Origin of the sequence: Rheinheimera texasensis DSM 17496 (genome assembly GCF_000711985.1) — a bacterium.
In the GTDB taxonomy this organism is placed as follows: domain Bacteria; phylum Pseudomonadota; class Gammaproteobacteria; order Enterobacterales; family Alteromonadaceae; genus Pararheinheimera; species Pararheinheimera texasensis.
Map to the genome: position 1 here is coordinate 1 of NZ_KL544006.1, position 18,185 is coordinate 18,185.

Annotated in this window: 13 protein-coding genes and 1 rRNA gene; 6 read left to right on the top strand and 8 right to left on the bottom strand. The window is 51.8% G+C overall.

Features of this window, described 5'->3' with window-relative positions; all coding sequences use genetic code 11:
- The 3 genes from Q399_RS0117065 to Q399_RS0117075 form a co-directional block, all read right to left on the bottom strand.
- A 16S ribosomal RNA gene (locus Q399_RS0117065) occupies nt 1-96 on the bottom strand; the annotation flags it as partial.
- Nucleotides 97-621: 525 nt separating this feature from the next.
- Nucleotides 622-909 (bottom strand): DUF6482 family protein, encoded by a 288-nt coding sequence (locus Q399_RS0117070; protein WP_031570639.1) that lies wholly within the window; start codon nt 907-909, stop codon nt 622-624.
- A 73-nt stretch (nt 910-982) separates the two neighbouring features.
- The gene (locus tag Q399_RS0117075) at nt 983-2,182 is read right to left on the bottom strand and encodes a DcaP family trimeric outer membrane transporter (protein WP_245612917.1); all 1,200 of its coding nucleotides are present in this window, start codon (nt 2,180-2,182) and stop codon (nt 983-985) included.
- 208 nt (nt 2,183-2,390) lie between these two features.
- Here Q399_RS0117075 and acs point away from each other — a divergent pair, with 208 nt between their 5' ends.
- On the top strand, nt 2,391-4,340 hold the full coding sequence (gene acs, locus Q399_RS0117080) for an acetate--CoA ligase (protein ID WP_031570643.1): 1,950 nt from the start codon (nt 2,391-2,393) through the stop codon (nt 4,338-4,340).
- A gap of 113 nt (nt 4,341-4,453) precedes the next feature.
- Nucleotides 4,454-5,131: a LuxR C-terminal-related transcriptional regulator gene (locus Q399_RS0117085; RefSeq protein WP_031570645.1), complete on the top strand. Its 678-nt coding sequence runs from the start codon at nt 4,454-4,456 to the stop codon at nt 5,129-5,131.
- Here Q399_RS0117085 and Q399_RS0117090 read toward each other — a convergent pair.
- From Q399_RS0117090 to Q399_RS0117100, 3 genes are all read right to left on the bottom strand, one after another.
- On the bottom strand, nt 5,128-6,684 hold the full coding sequence (locus Q399_RS0117090) for an HD-GYP domain-containing protein (RefSeq protein ID WP_031570647.1): 1,557 nt from the start codon (nt 6,682-6,684) through the stop codon (nt 5,128-5,130). The genes Q399_RS0117085 and Q399_RS0117090 overlap by 4 nt on opposite strands.
- Nucleotides 6,685-6,853: 169 nt before the next feature.
- Complete coding sequence (locus Q399_RS0117095) at nt 6,854-7,906, bottom strand: AI-2E family transporter (protein WP_031570649.1); 1,053 nt, start codon at nt 7,904-7,906, stop codon at nt 6,854-6,856.
- A gap of 34 nt (nt 7,907-7,940) precedes the next feature.
- A complete protein-coding gene (locus Q399_RS0117100) occupies nt 7,941-11,456 on the bottom strand; it encodes a PAS domain-containing hybrid sensor histidine kinase/response regulator (RefSeq protein ID WP_211253398.1) in 3,516 nt (1,171 codons plus the stop codon).
- Between the two features lie 276 nt (nt 11,457-11,732).
- Between Q399_RS0117100 and Q399_RS0117110 the strand changes: the two genes are divergently transcribed.
- From Q399_RS0117110 to Q399_RS0117125, 4 genes are all read left to right on the top strand, one after another.
- Nucleotides 11,733-11,999 (top strand): DUF4212 domain-containing protein, encoded by a 267-nt coding sequence (locus Q399_RS0117110; RefSeq protein WP_031570653.1) that lies wholly within the window; start codon nt 11,733-11,735, stop codon nt 11,997-11,999.
- A gap of 10 nt (nt 12,000-12,009) precedes the next feature.
- Nucleotides 12,010-13,722, top strand: coding sequence for a sodium:solute symporter family protein (locus Q399_RS0117115; protein ID WP_031570655.1), 1,713 nt, complete (start codon nt 12,010-12,012; stop codon nt 13,720-13,722).
- Between the two features lie 74 nt (nt 13,723-13,796).
- The gene (locus Q399_RS0117120; RefSeq protein WP_031570657.1) at nt 13,797-15,602 is read left to right on the top strand and encodes a putative nucleotidyltransferase substrate binding domain-containing protein; all 1,806 of its coding nucleotides are present in this window, start codon (nt 13,797-13,799) and stop codon (nt 15,600-15,602) included.
- 2 nt (nt 15,603-15,604) lie between these two features.
- Nucleotides 15,605-16,276 (top strand): 3'-5' exonuclease, encoded by a 672-nt coding sequence (locus tag Q399_RS0117125; RefSeq protein WP_051686140.1) that lies wholly within the window; start codon nt 15,605-15,607, stop codon nt 16,274-16,276.
- A gap of 104 nt (nt 16,277-16,380) precedes the next feature.
- Here Q399_RS0117125 and efp read toward each other — a convergent pair whose 3' ends face one another.
- Together efp and earP are read right to left on the bottom strand one after the other, a co-directional pair.
- Nucleotides 16,381-16,941, bottom strand: a complete 561-nt coding sequence (efp, locus tag Q399_RS0117135; RefSeq protein WP_479691992.1) for an elongation factor P — start codon at nt 16,939-16,941, stop codon at nt 16,381-16,383.
- Between the two features lie 18 nt (nt 16,942-16,959).
- Nucleotides 16,960-18,177, bottom strand: coding sequence for an elongation factor P maturation arginine rhamnosyltransferase EarP (gene earP / locus Q399_RS0117140; RefSeq protein WP_245612918.1), 1,218 nt, complete (start codon nt 18,175-18,177; stop codon nt 16,960-16,962).
- Nucleotides 18,178-18,185: the final 8 nt, after the last annotated feature.

Sequence of the window (18,185 nt, forward strand, 5' to 3'; positions counted from 1 at the left end):
ACCCGTCCGCCGCTAGGTCCGAAAACCCCGCTCGACTTGCATGTGTTAGGCCTGCCGCCAGCGTTCAATCTGAGCCATGATCAAACTCTTCAATTAAAAGTTTTGCTCAGTTTACTGACTAAATAAATTGACTATATAGTCACTCAACTGAAGATTTATTCGTATTACGCGAATCATCTCCAACGAGTGCCCACACAGATGATTGATTGCTAATTGTTAAAGAGCGTGCTTCGAATTCGAAGCGGGAGGCGTATCTTACACTTCCCAGATTTTAAGTCAAGCAGAGAAATTTACTATTTAAATAAACTACTCTGCTCAACCTACTCACTTGCCTTGCTTGCAATTTCGAGGCTTTCACCCCAACCTCACTGCGAGGCGGCCATTTTAGTCAGTTTTCAATTCGTGTCAAGCGTCTTTTTATCGACTATTTTTCACTTTTCAAACTCACCCGGCGTTTCGCGTTTCGCTTCACCCCGTCGGCATGGCGCGCATTATAGGCCGTCACGAAACTTACGCAAGTGTTGGAAGCAGAAAAACAGCGAAAAGCGGATCGTTCGACGACTTTTCAAACGATCCGCTTGTTATTTCTGCTAATCGAGTTGCAGCGAACAGCAAAAACGCTTAAATCGGGACTATCAATCTGTTGTCAGTCTTCTCGCCTTGCCCGATCATTTCATCGTAAGCAGAGGCATGCACCAGATACGCCTCTTTAATAGTAGCAGCCGCCAGTTCCTGTCTGACCTGACTGACACTGTAAAAAGGCCGGGGTCTGTTATTGTCGCCAATGATGTAACCATTACGGCCATCAAAGTCGACTTCTGCCAGATAAAGCCCCATCTCAAACGAATGAACTGTTAGTTTATCTATCACTACGTCTTGAAAGTTTAGGTGTTCTAAACGATGCGCCATACAGACCTCCTGTGAATCACAGCGATCTGTACGGCGACACGCTTTAAATAGATCTGTTTGTTTCAGCCTTGCTTTAGAAATCGTATTTCGCTGAGAACTGGATCCGGTTCAGGTCACCATCTAAATCCGATTCAAGTACCCGCGTTGCGTGCCGTACTTCGACCCCGACTGAGATTTTACTGGCCAGCTGATAAATCAGGTTAGCGCTGTAGCTCTCTGTACTTTCGGTTTGCGCCATACCCGTCAGGTCAGTTGGATTATCAATTTGCTGTGCAGAATAAAAGAAGCTGGAACGCAGCTTGTCATTCCACGAATGCTTGTAAGCTAATGTATAGCCGACACTGCTGATAGCTTCTAAAGACCCGGCTTTTGTCAAAACGGCATCATTGCCGGTATTCAAGCTAAGGTAACGTCCCAGACCATCGCCATAAGTCACGGCGAAGCGGATATCATCGGTTTTCGAGACATTAATCTTGCCGCTGAAAGACAAACCATACCCTTGTACCGAATCGTCAATCAGTCCTTGTTGCATCGATAGTTGCCGACTTAACGCAGACACTGTCAATCCGCCCCAATCTGCCGTATGATTGTATCGCACAACCAAATCCGGCATTGAATTGTCGTCCGTTACCACCCGGGTACCACCGCCATTCGGTGTCACAGTGGTCTCCGGGTTTTCGACCGCGAATTGCCAACCGCCCATGGTGTATCGCACCTGCGCCTGACGCACGAACACAGTACCATCTGTGGTGCCTACGAAGTCCAGACTATCCGGCAGGGCGTTGGTATCCATAAAGGTGGTCCAGGTCTGACCAAACAGCCAACCATCGTAGCTGATAAAAGCGTGACGGATCTCAGGCGAATAACCGTTACTGACCCGCTGGTCGCCGGTGCCAGTGGTTGCCATCATGTCAAACTCAAAACGACCGCTGACCTTTTTGCCGTTTTCCAGCATGGTGTCGCTGCTGATAAAAAAACGTGACTGGCGCGCATGCATGTCCCATGTCGCGGATTCGCCAGTACCGCCAACCGGCGTCAGGCTCGGCACATAGAATTCACGGCCGATGCCAGTGGCGATTTGACCATCGGATGTATCAGTCAGCATGGCATCCAGTTTGACGTAACCACCAATATTAATTTCTGTAGTGTCTCCGACTTTGAAGCCGGCGACTGCGCTTTGACTGTATGCCGCCATACATAATGCGACCGCCATGGCAGTGCGCGTTATAAAAAGCCGGCTGGTGTGACCTTGTGTGGGCAGAATTTGTTGCATAGTTGTACTCCGCTACCTTGTCTGTTGATCTGTTGTGGTTTTATTGCCATTGCAAATCTGGTAGACGGCGACCATTTGCTCAATTAGCCATTAGTCGTAGCTGGGCCCTGGTCTAGACTAATGTCTAATTTGCCCTCAAGGGCGCTTTCGGTAGAACTGCATTATCAGAGAACATCAGGCGGAAAACGCCATACGGGGAAGACGAACCATGACACATCAATCTGTATATCCAGTCCCGCCAGCAGCACAGGAACGGACCTGGGTGGACAACGATACATACTTACAAATGTACCAGGCATCGCTGGACAACCCTACGGCATTTTGGGCAGAACACGGCAAACGGATTGATTGGTTTAAGCCTTTCACTCAGGTTAAAGACACCAGCTTTGCGCTCGGTGATGTGCATGTGAACTGGTTCAGTGACGGGACCCTGAACGCCAGCTACAACTGCCTGGATCGGCATCTGCCGGAAAAAGCCAATCAAGTGGCCTATTATTGGGAAGGTGATGAGCCCGGCGTGCAAAAAGCAGTCACTTATCAGGAACTGTATGACGAGGTTTGTCAGCTGGCCAACGGTATGCGTGCTTTAGGTGTCGGTAAAGGCGACCGGGTCACTGTTTATCTGCCGATGATCCCGCAGGCCGCCGTGGCTTTGTTAGCCTGTGCGCGGATTGGTGCTATTCATTCCGTTGTTTTCGCCGGATTCTCTCCGGATGCGCTGGGCAGCCGCATTGTCGATTGTGATTCTAAGTTGGTTATCACTGCTGACCAGGCTCTGCGCGGTGCGCGGCTAACCGCACTCAAAGACAACACAGATCAGGCATTAGCGCATTTGGGCAAAGCCAACCCGGTAAAGCATGTCATTGTGGTCAAACAGGTTGGCCAGAACATTGACGAACATCCGGGCCGTGATATCTGGTATCACGAATTATTGGCCGCCCAGCCAAAACACTGCGAGCCGGAAGTAATGAATGCGGAAGACCCGCTGTTTATCCTTTACACCTCAGGCTCTACCGGTAAACCAAAAGGTGTATTACACACCACTGGCGGTTACATGGTCTGGGCATCGATGACGCATCAATATGTGTTTGATTATCACCCGGGCGACGTCTATTGGTGTGCCGCTGACGTCGGCTGGGTTACCGGTCACACATATATAGTGTATGGTCCGCTCGCCAACGGCGCGACCAGCGTGATGTTTGAAGGGGTGCCGACTTATCCGAGCGTCAAGCGAATTGCGCAGATTGTGGATAAATATCAGGTCAACATTCTCTACACCGCACCGACCGCTATTCGTGCGCTGATGGCACATGGTACCGCACCGGTCGAAGGCAGCGCATTAACCTCACTAAAAGTACTTGGCAGCGTTGGCGAACCGATTAATCCGGAAGCCTGGCACTGGTACCATGACAATGTCGGTAAAGGCCGTTGCCCTGTCGTCGACACCTGGTGGCAAACAGAAACCGGTGGCATTCTGATCACGCCATTACCTGGCGCGACTGCTTTAAAACCAGGTTCTGCCACCCGGCCGTTTTTTGGCGTCCAGCCCGCTATCGTTGACAACGAAGGCAACTTACTTGACGGCACCTGTGAAGGTAACCTGGTACTGCTCGACAGCTGGCCGGGTCAGATGCGCTCGGTCTATGGTGACCATGAGCGGTTTGAGCAGACCTACTTCTCCACATATAAAGGCATGTATTTTACCGGTGACGGTGCCAAGCGTGATGAAGATGGTTATTACTGGCTGACCGGCCGCGTCGATGACGTATTAAACGTCTCTGGCCACCGTTTAGGCACAGCAGAAATCGAAAGTTGTCTGGTTGCGCACGAAGCGATTGCTGAAGCTGCTGTAGTTGGTTATCCGCATGACCTGAAAGGTCAGGGTATTTATGTGTTTATCGCGCCACGTGTTGGTGTCGAGCCCAGTGATGAACTGACCAAAGCGGTGCGTGATTGGGTACGCCGTGAGATTTCACCAATCGCTTCACCGGATTTAATTCAGTGGGCACCGGGTTTACCAAAAACCCGCTCCGGCAAAATTATGCGGCGTATCTTGCGCAAAATTGCCGCCAACGAGCACGACTCTTTGGGCGATATCTCAACACTGGCAGATCCGTCAGTCGTTGAGCATCTGATCAATAACCGCCTGAATAAATAAGTCGATAAAAGACCATAAGTCTATCAAAGGCTTATGGTCTTTCTTCCATAGACAGATCAGTGACGGATGATTAAGCTGTGCTGTGTTGATAAAATTTTACCCGGAGATCAGCCATGGCAAAACTTATAGTCGCAGACGATCATCCTCTGTTTCGCAATGCCCTCATCAGTGCTATCAGCAATATTTTTGCCACGACAGCAACGGTTGAAACCGACTGTTTTGATGCGACAGTACAAGCGCTGGAACAGCATCCTGATGCTGACTTGCTGTTACTGGATTTGCACATGCCAGGCAATTGCGGTTTTCTGGGCTTAATCCAGCTGCGCAAAACTTTCCCGACCATGCCGATTGTCGTGATCTCAGCCAGTGATGATCAGGACGTGATCCGTCGCGTGATGAATTTTGGTGCCTCCGCTTATGTGCCAAAATCAGCGCATCCGACAGAAATTGCCAATGCCTTGCACGCTGTGATGGCTGGCGAGATTTGGTTGCCTGAAAAATATCAGCACCTGTTGCGGACGAACCCGCAGCAACATGAAGACTTAGACCTCGCGGCACGCATCGCGCAACTGACCCAACAACAATACAAAGTGTTGTATTACCTAACCGAGGGCTGGCTCAATAAACAAATCGCTTACGATTTACATATCTCTGAAGCGACAGTCAAAGCCCATATGACCGCTATTTTCCGTAAACTCGGCGTCACCAACCGCACGCAGGTGGTGATCCAGGCGCAACGCCTGCAACTCGAAGCGCCGGTTGACCGTGATTTAGCGAGGCAACCGAGTTAATGTAAGCCCGGCAAGCTGCTATGGTCGACCTCATCAATTTGCTCGGCTGACAAAAATTGCCGGGCAAATTCCAGATATACCTTTTTCTCGACAAAAATACGGAATAAATCGGCATCGATGTGCTGCTCTTTGGCCATAAACCCTAAAATCCGCAACGATTCTGACAGCGTCTTGGCTTTTTTATAAGGCCGATCCGACGCAGTTAAAGCTTCAAAAATATCGGCAATTGCCATAATTCGTGCCTGTACAGACATTTGCTCTTTTTTCAATCCTCGCGGATAACCGGTGCCATCCATTTTCTCGTGATGACCGCCGGCATATTCCGGCACATTGCGCAGATGTTTCGGGAATGGCAATGATTCAAGCATTTCGATGGTGATATCGATGTGGCGGTTGATCACCCGGCGCTCCTCCGGGTTTAGGGTGCCGCGTTCCACACACAAATTGCTGACTTCGGCTGGCGTTAAAACCGATTGTTCGACGCCGGCAATCACAATGTGGTAGCGCGCAGCAATATCGCGCACGCGCTTTTGCAACTCCCATGACATAAATTCCCCGCCGATATTACTGGCTTGCAGGAATTTCAAATCGACCCGCAGCTGGTCCAGCAAATCTTCCCGGCTGGTCTGATCAAGACTCTGGTCCAGCAGAATATCGCGCCGGGCAATTTCAAAGCGAGCCTCAACCAGCGCGATATTGTCGTGCAGGCCATGCAGTTTAGTCGCTTTGTCCATGATGTATTCTGGGGTCGCAATTTTACCGCAATCATGCAACCAGGCCGCGACAGACAGTTCGTGCACGTCAGCTTCATTCATCGAGAAATCGGCCAGCGGTCCTTCTGTTGTTTCACTACAGGCTTGAGCCAGCAGCATAGTGATAGCCGGTACTCTTTTACAGTGACCACCGGTGTAAGGCGATTTTTCGTCAATTGCTTTGGCTAATAACCGACTTAAAGCGCCGAACAATTCCTCTAAATCATGCACTAACTGCTTATTGGTCAGCACCATGGCGGCCATCGACGATAGCGCTATGACCAGACGCTGTGTTTGGGCAGAGAATGGCTGAACTTTCCCTGAGCTGTCGAGGCAATTCACTAATTGCAGCACCCCAGTGACATCCCCCTGATGGTCAAGCAACGGCACCGTCAGCATGGATTGTGTGCGATAACCATGTTGCTGATCAAATTGGCGGGCCCGCTCCTGATTCACCAGCGGGCTGAAGTAAACATCGTCGATGATAATTGGCTGCTTCTGCAAAGCGGCAACGGCCACCACTGCACTGTCATTCGGTTGACCGTCTTTATAGAGTGGGATCGAATGTTGCGCCGGCTGCAGGCCGGATGTGCCCCCCTGATGCAGACCAAGACTGCGGTTAAATAAAGTGGCAAATTCGAGATGGTTGTCGCTGGTCAGCCGGTAAATTGTCCCACCGTCGGCCTGACTGATATGCTGCGCACTCTGCAGGATCTGTTCCAGTAAAACAGTCCGATCAGTTTGTCTGGCCAAAGCCAGGCCAATATTTACAAAGTGCTCTAATTGCTCAAGATTTCCCACTGCATTGGTCCTTGCGCTTGATCGTGAGATATGATTACCGCTGAGTATAGTCAGAGAATTTTTGGATTTGGGCAGCGAAAGGTTTAAAAATATATGGCAAAAGCAATGAGCAATGCCGGCGTAGTTTAGCTAGCGAGCCCGACTTCGGGCTCACAGCTCAACTATGGGATTAGGTCTCTGGATTGTGACCAAACTCGGTCATAAAAATCTGCCAGAACACCATAAATAGTGCCGCGACCAGCGGCCCTAACACAAAACCATTAATACCAAACAGACTGATACCACCGAGTGTCGAGAACAACACCACATAGTCCGGCAACTTGGTATCGCGGCCGACTAATAATGGCCGCAGGATGTTATCAGCGAGGCCAATGACCAGCGCGCCGTAGGCGATAAGCACAGTCGCCGGCACCCACTGACCAGTCGCATACAGATACAAGGAAACCGGTAACCAGACCAGCGCAGCACCAACGGCTGGCAACAGGCTCAGGAAGGTCATCACCACGCCCCACAAAATCGGTGCGGGAATGTCGAGCAGGAAAAAAATAATGCCGCCCAAAGTGCCCTGCACCACAGCAACCACCAGATTGCCTTTGACAGTGGCGCGGGTCACTTCGGCAAATTTGGCCAGCAGCAGATGTTCACGCTCATCGCCAAGCGGCAAGGCTTCTACCAGTAAATGCAGCAGTTTCGGGCCATCACGCAGCAGGAAAAACGCCAGATATAACATCAGCGCAATATTAAGGAACAAACCAGCGGCATTCTGGCCTATCGCCAGCATCTCACCGGCCAGTACTTTACTGGTGCCCATAGCAAATTCGGTCAGCTTTATCCGCAAATTGTCGGTGTCGATGCCAAAATCCTGCATGGTTGACACTGCGGCCGGAAAGGCTGATTTGATTGCATCGATCATTTTAGCCGGGTCCACTTCCCCGCTTTGTAACCGTGAATAAAAATTGATGCCTTCCTGCGCAAAGGACGCGCCAATCGCCAGCAGCGGTAACACCACAACCAGCACCGAACAGCATAAAGTCAAAAGTGCCATACGCCCGCGCCGAGGTGACAGATGTGCTAATAACCATTGCTGCAACGGATAAAAAATCACACTGAGCGCGCAAGCCCAGAACACCGCGCCCCAAAACGGCTCTAACACCCAGCCAAACAACAAAGTAACAGCAACTAACATCCACAAAAAAAATCGGCGTTCCAGTTCTGCCCGCATGCAGTTCTCCTTGTCAGTACAGATGGAAGTGATTTCAGCTTCCGCGGCCCTGCAGTTTCAGTGAATTCAGTGCAGCGCGCAAGGCCGCCGCTTTGATAGGCTTGGGTAAAAACAACATCCCGGCCGATTTGGCGCGCTCCGGCAAGCCCGGATCAGGCGCCGCAGAAACCAGAATGCCGCGCAGTTCCGGCCAGCGCTGTTTTAACTCAACAAACAGCTGTAAGCCATCCGGTGGCTGGCCCAACTGATAATCCGCTATGACAATATCTACCGGTTGCTGCAGATGTAGTACTTTTTCGGCATCATCGAGGCACGCGACATTGCCGAGCTGCCACTGCGTTAACAGCTGCTGCAATGCGGCAAGATTGGAGTTATCATCATCGATACACAAAATATTGACTGCGCCTGCCACCGCCTGCGTGGGAGGCACCTGAACGTCAGTACCCGACACCTGCTGTGGCGCAGCTTCGGCAATAACCGGCACCGCCAGGCGGAAACAACTGCCTTTACCCGGCACCGAATGCACCTCCAGCGGATGCCCCAGACTGCGAGCCATCCGTTGCACCACGCCTAACCCAAGCCCGACGCCTTGCTGTCCCCGCGCTGTGGCCTGCACCCGGTAAAAGTCGGTGAAAATCTGCTGCAGGTCTTGCTCGGCAAGGCCCGGCCCGGTGTCCCACACCTCAATCCAGACCAGATCACCACGACGGCGACAGCCCATCAGCACTTTGCCGGACTGAGTATATTTAATAGCATTGCTGAGGATATTCTGGATGATGCGGCGCAAATAAGTCGGATGACTGCTGACCTGAAAATGCCCGGCTCGAACGTGTAACTGCAGCTGTTTTTGCGCCACCAGCAACTGACTTTCATCCGCAAGTTGCAGCAACATCGCGCGTAAATCGACGGAGCTGACCGGAAACTCCAGCTTGCCTTCATCAAGCCGGGCAATATCCAGCAAGGTCGCCATCAGCTCTTCGGTGGCTTTCAGCGAATTATCCAGCTGCCCCAACATTTGCCGGCCTTTACTGTTTAACTGCTGATCGTCCAGCGCCGCAGCGAACAAGCGGGCGGCATTGAGCGGCTGCAGAATGTCATGGCTCGCCAGTGCTAAAAAGCGCGTTTTTGATGCGTTGGCCGCCTCGGCCTCGGCTTTGGCATGCAGCAACTGTTGTTCTGTAGTGCGGCGTAGTTCCACCTCCGCCAGTAATTCGCTGTTCATCTGGCTGATTTGTGCTGTACGTTCAGACACGCGCTGTTCCAAATGTTCCTTCGCCGCCGCTAAAGCCTGTACCGCTCTCACATGCTCGGTGATGTCGGTAAAACTGGTAACAAAACCACCGCCCGGAATCGGATTGCCGCGAATTTCGATGACTGAGCCATCCGGCCGGACACGCTGAAACACGTGAGCGGTGCCATTTTGCAAATGGCTGATCCGCTTTGCCACGTGCTCATCGGCAGCGCCTGGCCCACACAAACCGCGTTCGGCGTTAAAACGCACTATGTCCGCCACAGCACGGCCAACCCGAATCATACCGGCCGGATAATCAAACATCTCCAGATATTTTTTATTCCAGGCAACCAGCTGTAAATCGCGGTCGACCACACTAACGCCCTGGCTTAAGTTCTCCAGCGTCGAGAACAAAATCTTGCGGGAAAACTGAATGGCTTCACGCGTGTCGTCAAACATGGTCACGACATCTTCGAAGGCAAAGGAGCGGCCTTCCAGCACGGCTTTGACCATGGCTGCTGCGCTCGATGAGCCAATCACACCAGCCAGTTCACGCTCGACATGGCGCAGTAACTGTACCTGTAGCACATCGTCCGTCGATGGCCGGTAACCATGGCGCTGTTCAAATTCATCCAGCGATTCACGCACCCGGTGGGCGCCGACAAATCGCTCGAGCAAGGTCAGAATATCGGCTGAGGTGACTAAATTGCGCCTTAACAAGGTTTTGCCATCATCCGGCAACGGCAGATTGGGTTTGACAAAAGCCACAGCCTGCAAACGATCGTTTAAATCCGCCTTGTGCAGCAATGACATCAGCACATATGCAAGCGTATTGAGTCCCAAAGACCAGAACACACCATGACTTAAAGCGTCAAGATCCAGGCCAAACAAGGCCGTCGGTTTTAACCAGCCAAGACCAAAAGCGCCTTGCTCCAGCACTATTGCCGACATCACACCGGCGCTGACCAGCTGAGGCAGCATCAGACAATAAAACCACAGCACAAAACCGACCGAGACGCCGGCATAGACGCCCCAGGCGTGGCCGCGTTTCCAGTACAGCCCACCGATCACCGCCGGTGCCAGCTGAATGATCAGTGCAAAAGCCAAAAGACCGGTTTCAGCCAGTTCGTAATTGCGGGCAAACCAGCGGTAATAACCCCAGGACAATGCCATCACCAACAAAATCATCAGCCGTCGCACCCGCAGGATCAACACGCTGTAGTCTCGTTGTTGCCGGTGTAGCTGCTGCCGACGCAATAAAGCCGGCATCACCACGTCGTTACTGATCATGGTGCCAAGCGCCAGCGTGGCGATAACAATCATCGAGGTTGCGGCTGAGAAACCACCAATAAATACCAAAGCGCTTAATAAATCCCAACCCTGACTGGCCGGAATTAACAGTACAAAACTGTCAGCATGTGCTAATTGTTGTGGAAATAGTTGTATACCCGCGATGGCAACCGGCACCACGACAAGAGTCACTAACAGCAAATACCAGACAAACCAGCGCCGCGCCTGATGCAGGTGCGCAGGGTCGGTGTTTTCAACAAAAGTGACATGAAACTGTCGCGGTAATAAAAAGACCGCAGTGACCGCCAGCAGAGTTTTAGTCAGAAAACTAGTCAGGCTGAACTGAGCGGCAGCCTGGGCGTCGCTGTGTTGCTGAAATTGCTGTAACAGGTTTGCCGGCTCAGGCACCACCCAATACACTACAGCTCCCGCCAGCATCAACAATGCACCAAGTTTCACCACAGATTCAAAGGCAATGGCCGCCATCACACCGCGATTTTGCTCAGTCAGGTGCAATTTGCGGGTGCCGAACAGAATAGCAAAAATCGCCATAGTCACCGCGCTCCACAGCGCAGAATCCTGCCAGACGGTGGTGCTGCCCGCAGCTGGTATTCCAGCCAGTACCTGATAGGAGTTGGTCACTGCTTTGAGTTGCAGTGCGATATAAGGCACCACCACAACCAGACACAATAATGCGGTAAGCGCCGCAATGGCCTGACGTTTGCCATAGCGGGCGCTGATAAAATCGGTCAGCGACGTGACGTTATGTTTTTTCGCGACAAACAATAGTTTGCGCAGCAAGCGATGACCAAACAGATACAGCAACACAGGTCCGAGATAAATCGGCAAATAATCCCAGCCGGAACTGACGGCTGACCCAACGGCACCATAATAGGTCCAGGAGGTGCAATACACTGCCAACGCCAGGCTATAAATCGCCCCCCCATACTTTTGTAGTAGTGGGTCATGCCGCGGCCTGTCTGCCCAGTTTGCAATTGCAAAGAGCCCACCGATGTAGGCAATTGCCATCAGAATGATCCAGCCAGCAGTCACCGCCAATACCTCATTTTAATTCAATAAGTTAGCTCGCAGCATTGCGATGACGCTGCGCGGAGTCGATGCGCCAGTCTTGGGGAATTTAACGGCGCTGTCAATGCTGAGCCAAAGCAAAAAACCAGCGGCGTCAACAGCTTCGACTAAAGTCGGGCTAGGCGTTTTGCCAGCACCGGCTATTGTGTGAAGAGCGGCAGTTGCCAGCTCACAACAGGTTATAACAATAAACAAAACACAACGAGGAGAGACGTTATGGCGTTTCAAAGCTCTGAACAAGCCAGTGCCTATTGGCGCGAAAATGTCAGTCTGATGCTGAAACTGCTGGCGATTTGGTTCGCAGTTTCATTTGGGGCCGGCATTTTATTTGTCGACGTGCTGAACGCAGTCCAGTTTTTCGGCTTTAAGCTCGGTTTCTGGTTTGCGCAACAAGGTTCAATCTACGTTTTTGTGCTGCTGATTTTCGTCTACGTGGTGAAGATGAATCAGTTAGACCAGAAATATAACGTCCACGAAGAGTAAGGGGCGCGCCATGGATTTACAGACACTCACTTATATCATCGTCGGTGCGACCTTTCTGCTGTACATCGGTATTGCAGTCTGGGCCCGCGCAGGCTCTACCCACGAATTCTATGTCGCCGGTGGTGGCGTTTCCCCATTGGCCAACGGTATGGCAACTGCAGCTGACTGGATGTCTGCTGCGTCATTTATTTCGATGGCTGGTTTGATTTCTTTTATGGGCTACGATGGTTCTGTCTACCTGATGGGCTGGACCGGTGGATATGTGCTGTTGGCACTGTGCCTCGCCCCCTACCTGCGTAAATTCGGTAAATTTACCGTGCCGGATTTCATCGGTGACCGCTATTACTCACAAACCGCCCGTACTGTGGCCGTAGTCTGCGCCATTCTGGTCTCTTTCGTTTACGTTGCAGGGCAAATGCGTGGTGTAGGCGTCGTATTCAGCCGCTTCCTTGAAGTGGATATTGAAACCGGCGTCGTGGTTGGTATGGCCGTGGTGTTCTTCTACGCGGTATTAGGCGGCATGAAAGGCATCACTTACACCCAGGTCGCACAATACTGCGTGTTAATTTTTGCCTATCTGGTGCCAGCAATCTTTATCTCTCTGATGATCACCGGCAATCCAATTCCACAATTTGGTTTTGGCAGCACTATTGAAGGGACTGACACTTATCTGCTCGACAAACTTGATGGGTTGTCTACTGAACTCGGTTTTGCACTGTATACCGACGGCACCAAGTCAATGATGGACGTGTTTGCCATCACTGCCGCATTGATGGTGGGTACTGCTGGTCTGCCGCACGTCATTGTACGTTTCTTCACAGTACCACGCGTCAAAGATGCACGCATCTCTGCAGGCTGGGCACTGATTTTCATCATGATCCTGTACACCACAGCACCATCAATTGGCGCCTTCGCCCGCTACAACATGATCAATACTTTAAATGGTCCTGATCATCAGGGCACGCTGGTCAGCGAAGCACCGCAGTGGGTGAAAAACTGGGAAAAAACCGGTTTAATCAAACATGAAGACAAAAACGGTGACGGCCGGATGTTTTACTCAGGCGATGCGCGCAATGAAATGACTATTGACCGCGACATCATGGTATTGGCTAATCCGGAAATCGCACAGTTACCAAACTGGGTGATTGCACTGGTCGCTGCCGGCGCTATCGCAGCAGCATTATCCACTGCGGCGGGTTTGTTACTGGTGATCTCGACGTCAATTTCGCATGACTTACTGAAGCGAAACCTGATGCCGAACATCTCCGATAAAATGGAATTGCGTTATGCCCGCGGCGCGGCAGCGGTTGCCATCATGGTCGCCGGCTACCTCGGTATTAACCCACCAGGCTTTGTGGCAGAAGTGGTCGCCTTCGCCTTTGGTCTGGCCGCAGCCAGCTTCTTCCCGGCGATTATCCTTGGCATTTTCTACAAGAAAATGAACAAAGAAGGGGCAGTCGCCGGTATGTTAGCAGGTATGGTATTCACCATTGGCTACATTGTGTACTTCAAAGGCATTTTCATCACGCCAATGGCTGCCAACGTACCAGCCAACTGGTTCCTGGGGATCTCGCCTGAGGGTATCGGTACCGTGGGTATGCTGGTGAACTTTATCGTCGCTTTTGCAGTGAGCAAAGTGACCAAAGAAGTGCCAGCGGAAGTACAGGATATCGTCGAGTCTATCCGTTTCCCGAAAGGGGCTGGTGCTGCATCAACGCACTAAGCTGACGATGGCGGTATGATCCCGAAATACAGGTCAGCGTCCCGGCGCTGACCTTTTTTATGCAGGAGCTTGTGATGCAGATTCAGGAAGTAGTGCAGTTTTTAACGCAGGTTCCCCCTTTTGCCGATTTACCGGCGGCTGATCTCACCGCCTTAAGCCAGCAGATCACGATTTATTACGCCGTCCAGGCTGAACAACTGCCATTTGCCAATCAGTTGGTGCTGGTGCGGACCGGCTTATTTTTGATGCAACAACAGCAACAGCTTTACCCGCTGCAAAGCGGTGATTGCTGGGGTTACCGGCAGTTATTGACGCAACAGGACCAAAACGAGCAACTGCATTGCCAGGAAGACGGTCTGGTGTACTTGGTCCCACAGCCAGTGTTTGTGCAGTATCAGCAACAATTCAAAAACTTCGCCTTGTATTTCCAACGTCTGCTTGGCCGATCACTGCATTTACATCAGCAAAATGCCACAGACAACCGCCGCGTTGGCGATTTATGCGCGCCGAAAGTCATCAGTATCCAAAGTCAGGCTACTATCCAACAAGCAGCACAATTGATGACCCAGCAACGTATCTCTTCATTGCTGGTGATGGATGCGCAACAGCTCAGCGGCATCCTGACCGACCGCGACCTGCGCAGTAAAGTACTGGCTGAGGGGAAATCGGCGTTAACCCCGGTTGCTGAGGTGATGACACGCAACCCCTATCGGATCCACGCTGACGCATTTGCCTTTGAAGCGCTGCAGCTGATGAGTCAGCATAATATCCACCACCTACCCGTGGAGAAGGCCGGTGTGGTCTGTGGCGTGCTGACCACCAGCGATCTGGTACGCAGTACCCAGGAACACCCGCTGTTTCTGATCAGTCACATTCATCGCCAGCACGACAGCACTGGCTTAAGTGATTGTTCCAACAAAATCCTTGAGCTGACGCGCCAGCTCGGCCAGCAACAATTGCCGTCCACCGAAATCAGTCAGATTTTAAGTACTTTGTACGATGCGCTGGCGCAAAGCTGGCTGAAGCTGGCACAGCAACATTTAGGCCCGGCTCCCTGCGCTTTCAGCTGGTTGTGTTTTGGCTCGCAGGCGCGTCAGGATATGCTGTTAAGTGCCGATCAGGACAATGCATTGCTGCTGGAAAAAGAACCGGTTGGCGAGATCGCACGATATTTCAGTGCCCTCGCCCGTTTTGTCTGCGATGGCCTGGCGAGTTCCGGCCAGATGTTATGTCCGGGCCATGTGATGGCAACCAACGAAAAATTACGCCTGAGTCTGGCTGGGTGGTCGGCGCGTTTTGCAGGCATGATCCAGACCCCAACGCCACAGGCGCTGCTCGACAGCAGTATCTATTTTGATGCCCGCGTCGTCGCCGGCAGTCAGGCGCTTTTTAGTGCATTACAGTCGGACATTCTGAGCGCCAGTCATCAACAGCTGTTTATCTGGCAGCTGGCGAAAAATGCCCTGTCGCATCAACCGCCGCTGGGCTTTTTTAAACACTTTATTCTGGAACAAGACGGCGCCAAGCGGCGCGGTCTGGATTTAAAAAAACGCGGGATTGCCCTTATTCATGATTTGGTGCGGGTGCATGCGCTGGCACATGGTGTTAACGCAGTCAGCACACCGGCGCGGCTCTCGGCGCTGGTCAGTCACCAGGTGCTGACGGACAGCCAGGCGCGTGACCTGATCGCGGCTTTTGAACTGCTGCACCAGCTGCGCTGGCAACTGCAATATGCTGCATTACAGCAAGGCGGCAGTTTCAGTAATCTGCAGGACCCGGCCGAGCTTAATGTGTTACAGCGCCATCAACTGAAAGATGCCTTTGCGGTAATTAGTCAGCATCAGCAAATTGTGGCGCAGCGATACTGCCGGGAGCTTTAGCGATGAAATGGCAACACTGGCTCCGGCGTTTGGCGGGCAAAGCGCCACAACATGCGTTTGCAGACATGCAGCCCGTATCCGGCCAGCTGCAGGCGCTACAGGCGAATTTTCTGGTGCTGGATGTGGAAACGTCAGGCCTCGACGCCAGGCAACACCATATGGTCAGTGCCGGCTGGGTCTGTGTTGACCAGCTGCAACTTAAGTTAAACGCTAGTTTTTATTGTACTGTGCGTCCGGCTGAAGATGTCATATTAGGCCAAAGTGCGGTGATCCATGGTTTGCATCAGGCTGATTTGGCTTCGGGATTGACCGAAGCGGAGCTGCTGACTGAATTTATGCAGGCCGCAGCCGGCCGGGTACTGGTGTGTCATCACAGCGCGATAGAAAGCCGGTTTTTTCAGCAAGCTTTTTTGCGACATTATTCACAAAGCCCGCAATTGCGCTTTGTCGACACGCTGGCACTGGAGCAGCAACGATTGCAGCGGCAAGGTTCTGTGGTCAAAAACAACGAGTTGAGTCTGAATTATTGCCTGAAACGACATGGATTGCCGCAAATCCGCGCGCATAACGCGCTGGAAGATGCCTATGGCTGCGCTTTGTTGTTGCTCAGTCAAATCAAACAACGCAGCAAGGATCTGACTGTGAACGCCTTACTAAATCCGCATTCGCCATAACACTATCGCAGCAGACTCGGCTGCCAAATGCAGTTTTTGCTCAGGTACAGCCTGTTACAGGCAAAAAAAAACCGCCAAACGGCGGTTTTTTTGCAGAACACCAATTACTTGGCGCGGCTGCGGTATTCGTCAGTGCGGGTGTCGATTTCGATTTTGTCACCGATCTCCACGAAAGCTGGCACTTGCAGTTCAAAACCAGTTTCGATTTTGGCGATTTTCATCACTTTACCTGAAGTATCACCACGAGCCGCTGGCTCAGTGTAAGTCACTTCACGTACCACGATAGTTGGCAGGTCAACAGAGATAGCGCGCTCACCGTAGAACACCACTGAACAGCCCATTTCCGGGACCAGATATTTCAGTGCGTCAGTCATGTTTTCTGCTTCGATTTCGTACTGGTTGTACTCAGCATCCATGAATACGTACATTGGGTCAGCGAAGTAAGAGTATGTTACTTCTTTGGTATCCAGCATTACCTGCTCGAACTTGTCGTCCGCGCGGTACACTGTCTCTGTGCCCTGACCAGACAGCAGACCTTTTAATTTCATTTTAACCACGGCGGCGTTACGGCCTGATTTGTTGAATTCAGCTTTCTGAACAACCATTGGCTCGTTATCGACCATGATCACATTGCCGGCACGTACTTCTTGAGCAGTCTTCATCATGATAGTTTTATCTTCTCGTTAGGAAAAATTGCGCGACATTATATGATGGTTTTGCACAAAACGCACGAGGTTGCTGGCAAGATCTTGCTGAGCCAGTAATTTGCTTTGCCAATCAAGTGTAAGCTTCTGTATTGCATCATAATTCTGAACAAATTCCGACCATAGGGCGGCAAAATCTTGCTCTTGCTCCCAGGCCAGATGCAGCGCAGTCACCAGTGCTGCCAATTCAGCCGGAGCGTCCGCCAGCATCAGCTGTAAAAATGCCTGTAATTTATCCAGATGCGCCTGTTCGGCCTGACGATAAATCTGCCAGATAAATGGCTTTCCGGCCCAATGGGCGCGGATCACCGAATCTTCACCCCGGACAAAATTGATATCACACAGTGCCAGCAGTAAGTCGTAGTCCGGTTGCGGCACAAACGGCAAAATTTGCAGGGTCAGACTGCCTTGCTGCAAAGAGCCGGTATTCGCCAAATCCGGGTATTGCAGGCGCAACGACTGTGCCAAAACACCTTCAGCGACCAATAATAAATTGGGTCTGACATCCAGTGTGAGCATCTGCAGCCAGCTCGCGATCCCGGCTTGGCTGTATGCAAATAACGACATCACACGGCTGCCGGGCGCCGGCGGATTTAACCCAAGCTTATGCCAGGCTTGTTGCTGCAGCGACTCACTGTGCTGCAGTGCCCGCGCCTGCGCAATCACATGCAGTTCACGCAACAAGCCTCCGACGTCGGCAGTAAAACCGGGGAAGAAAAAATACTTTTTAAGCTTCACGCCTTGCTGCGGCGACGGTAAACCATGGCAGCCGGCAGCCCAAACCTCTGCTGTCAGATATTCCAGATTGAGCCAAATTGCCTGCGGGTTTGCCACCGCCAGCGCATTTAAAAACTCAGCCGGAATAGTACAGGCCAGAGCTTCGATACATAATGACGTCAGCTCAAGTTCAACCGGATGTAACTGGCTTTGCGGTGCAACTGCGCTTTGCCAGTGCAGCACTGTAACGCCAGCGATGTGCTGGCGGCTTTGCTGTGGGTCCAGCTCAGGGCAAATTCTGGCAAAACTATTGAGGTCATCGACAAACAGCTGCACCTGACAGCTCTGCTCCGCCACCAGTTGGCGCGCTAAACGCCAGCAAATGCCGATATCGCCAAAATTGTCGACCACAGAACAGAAGATCACGACCGACATGGCAGAGCTTTGGGCAGAATTTGCAACAGACAAATCAGTCAACATCAGGCTCC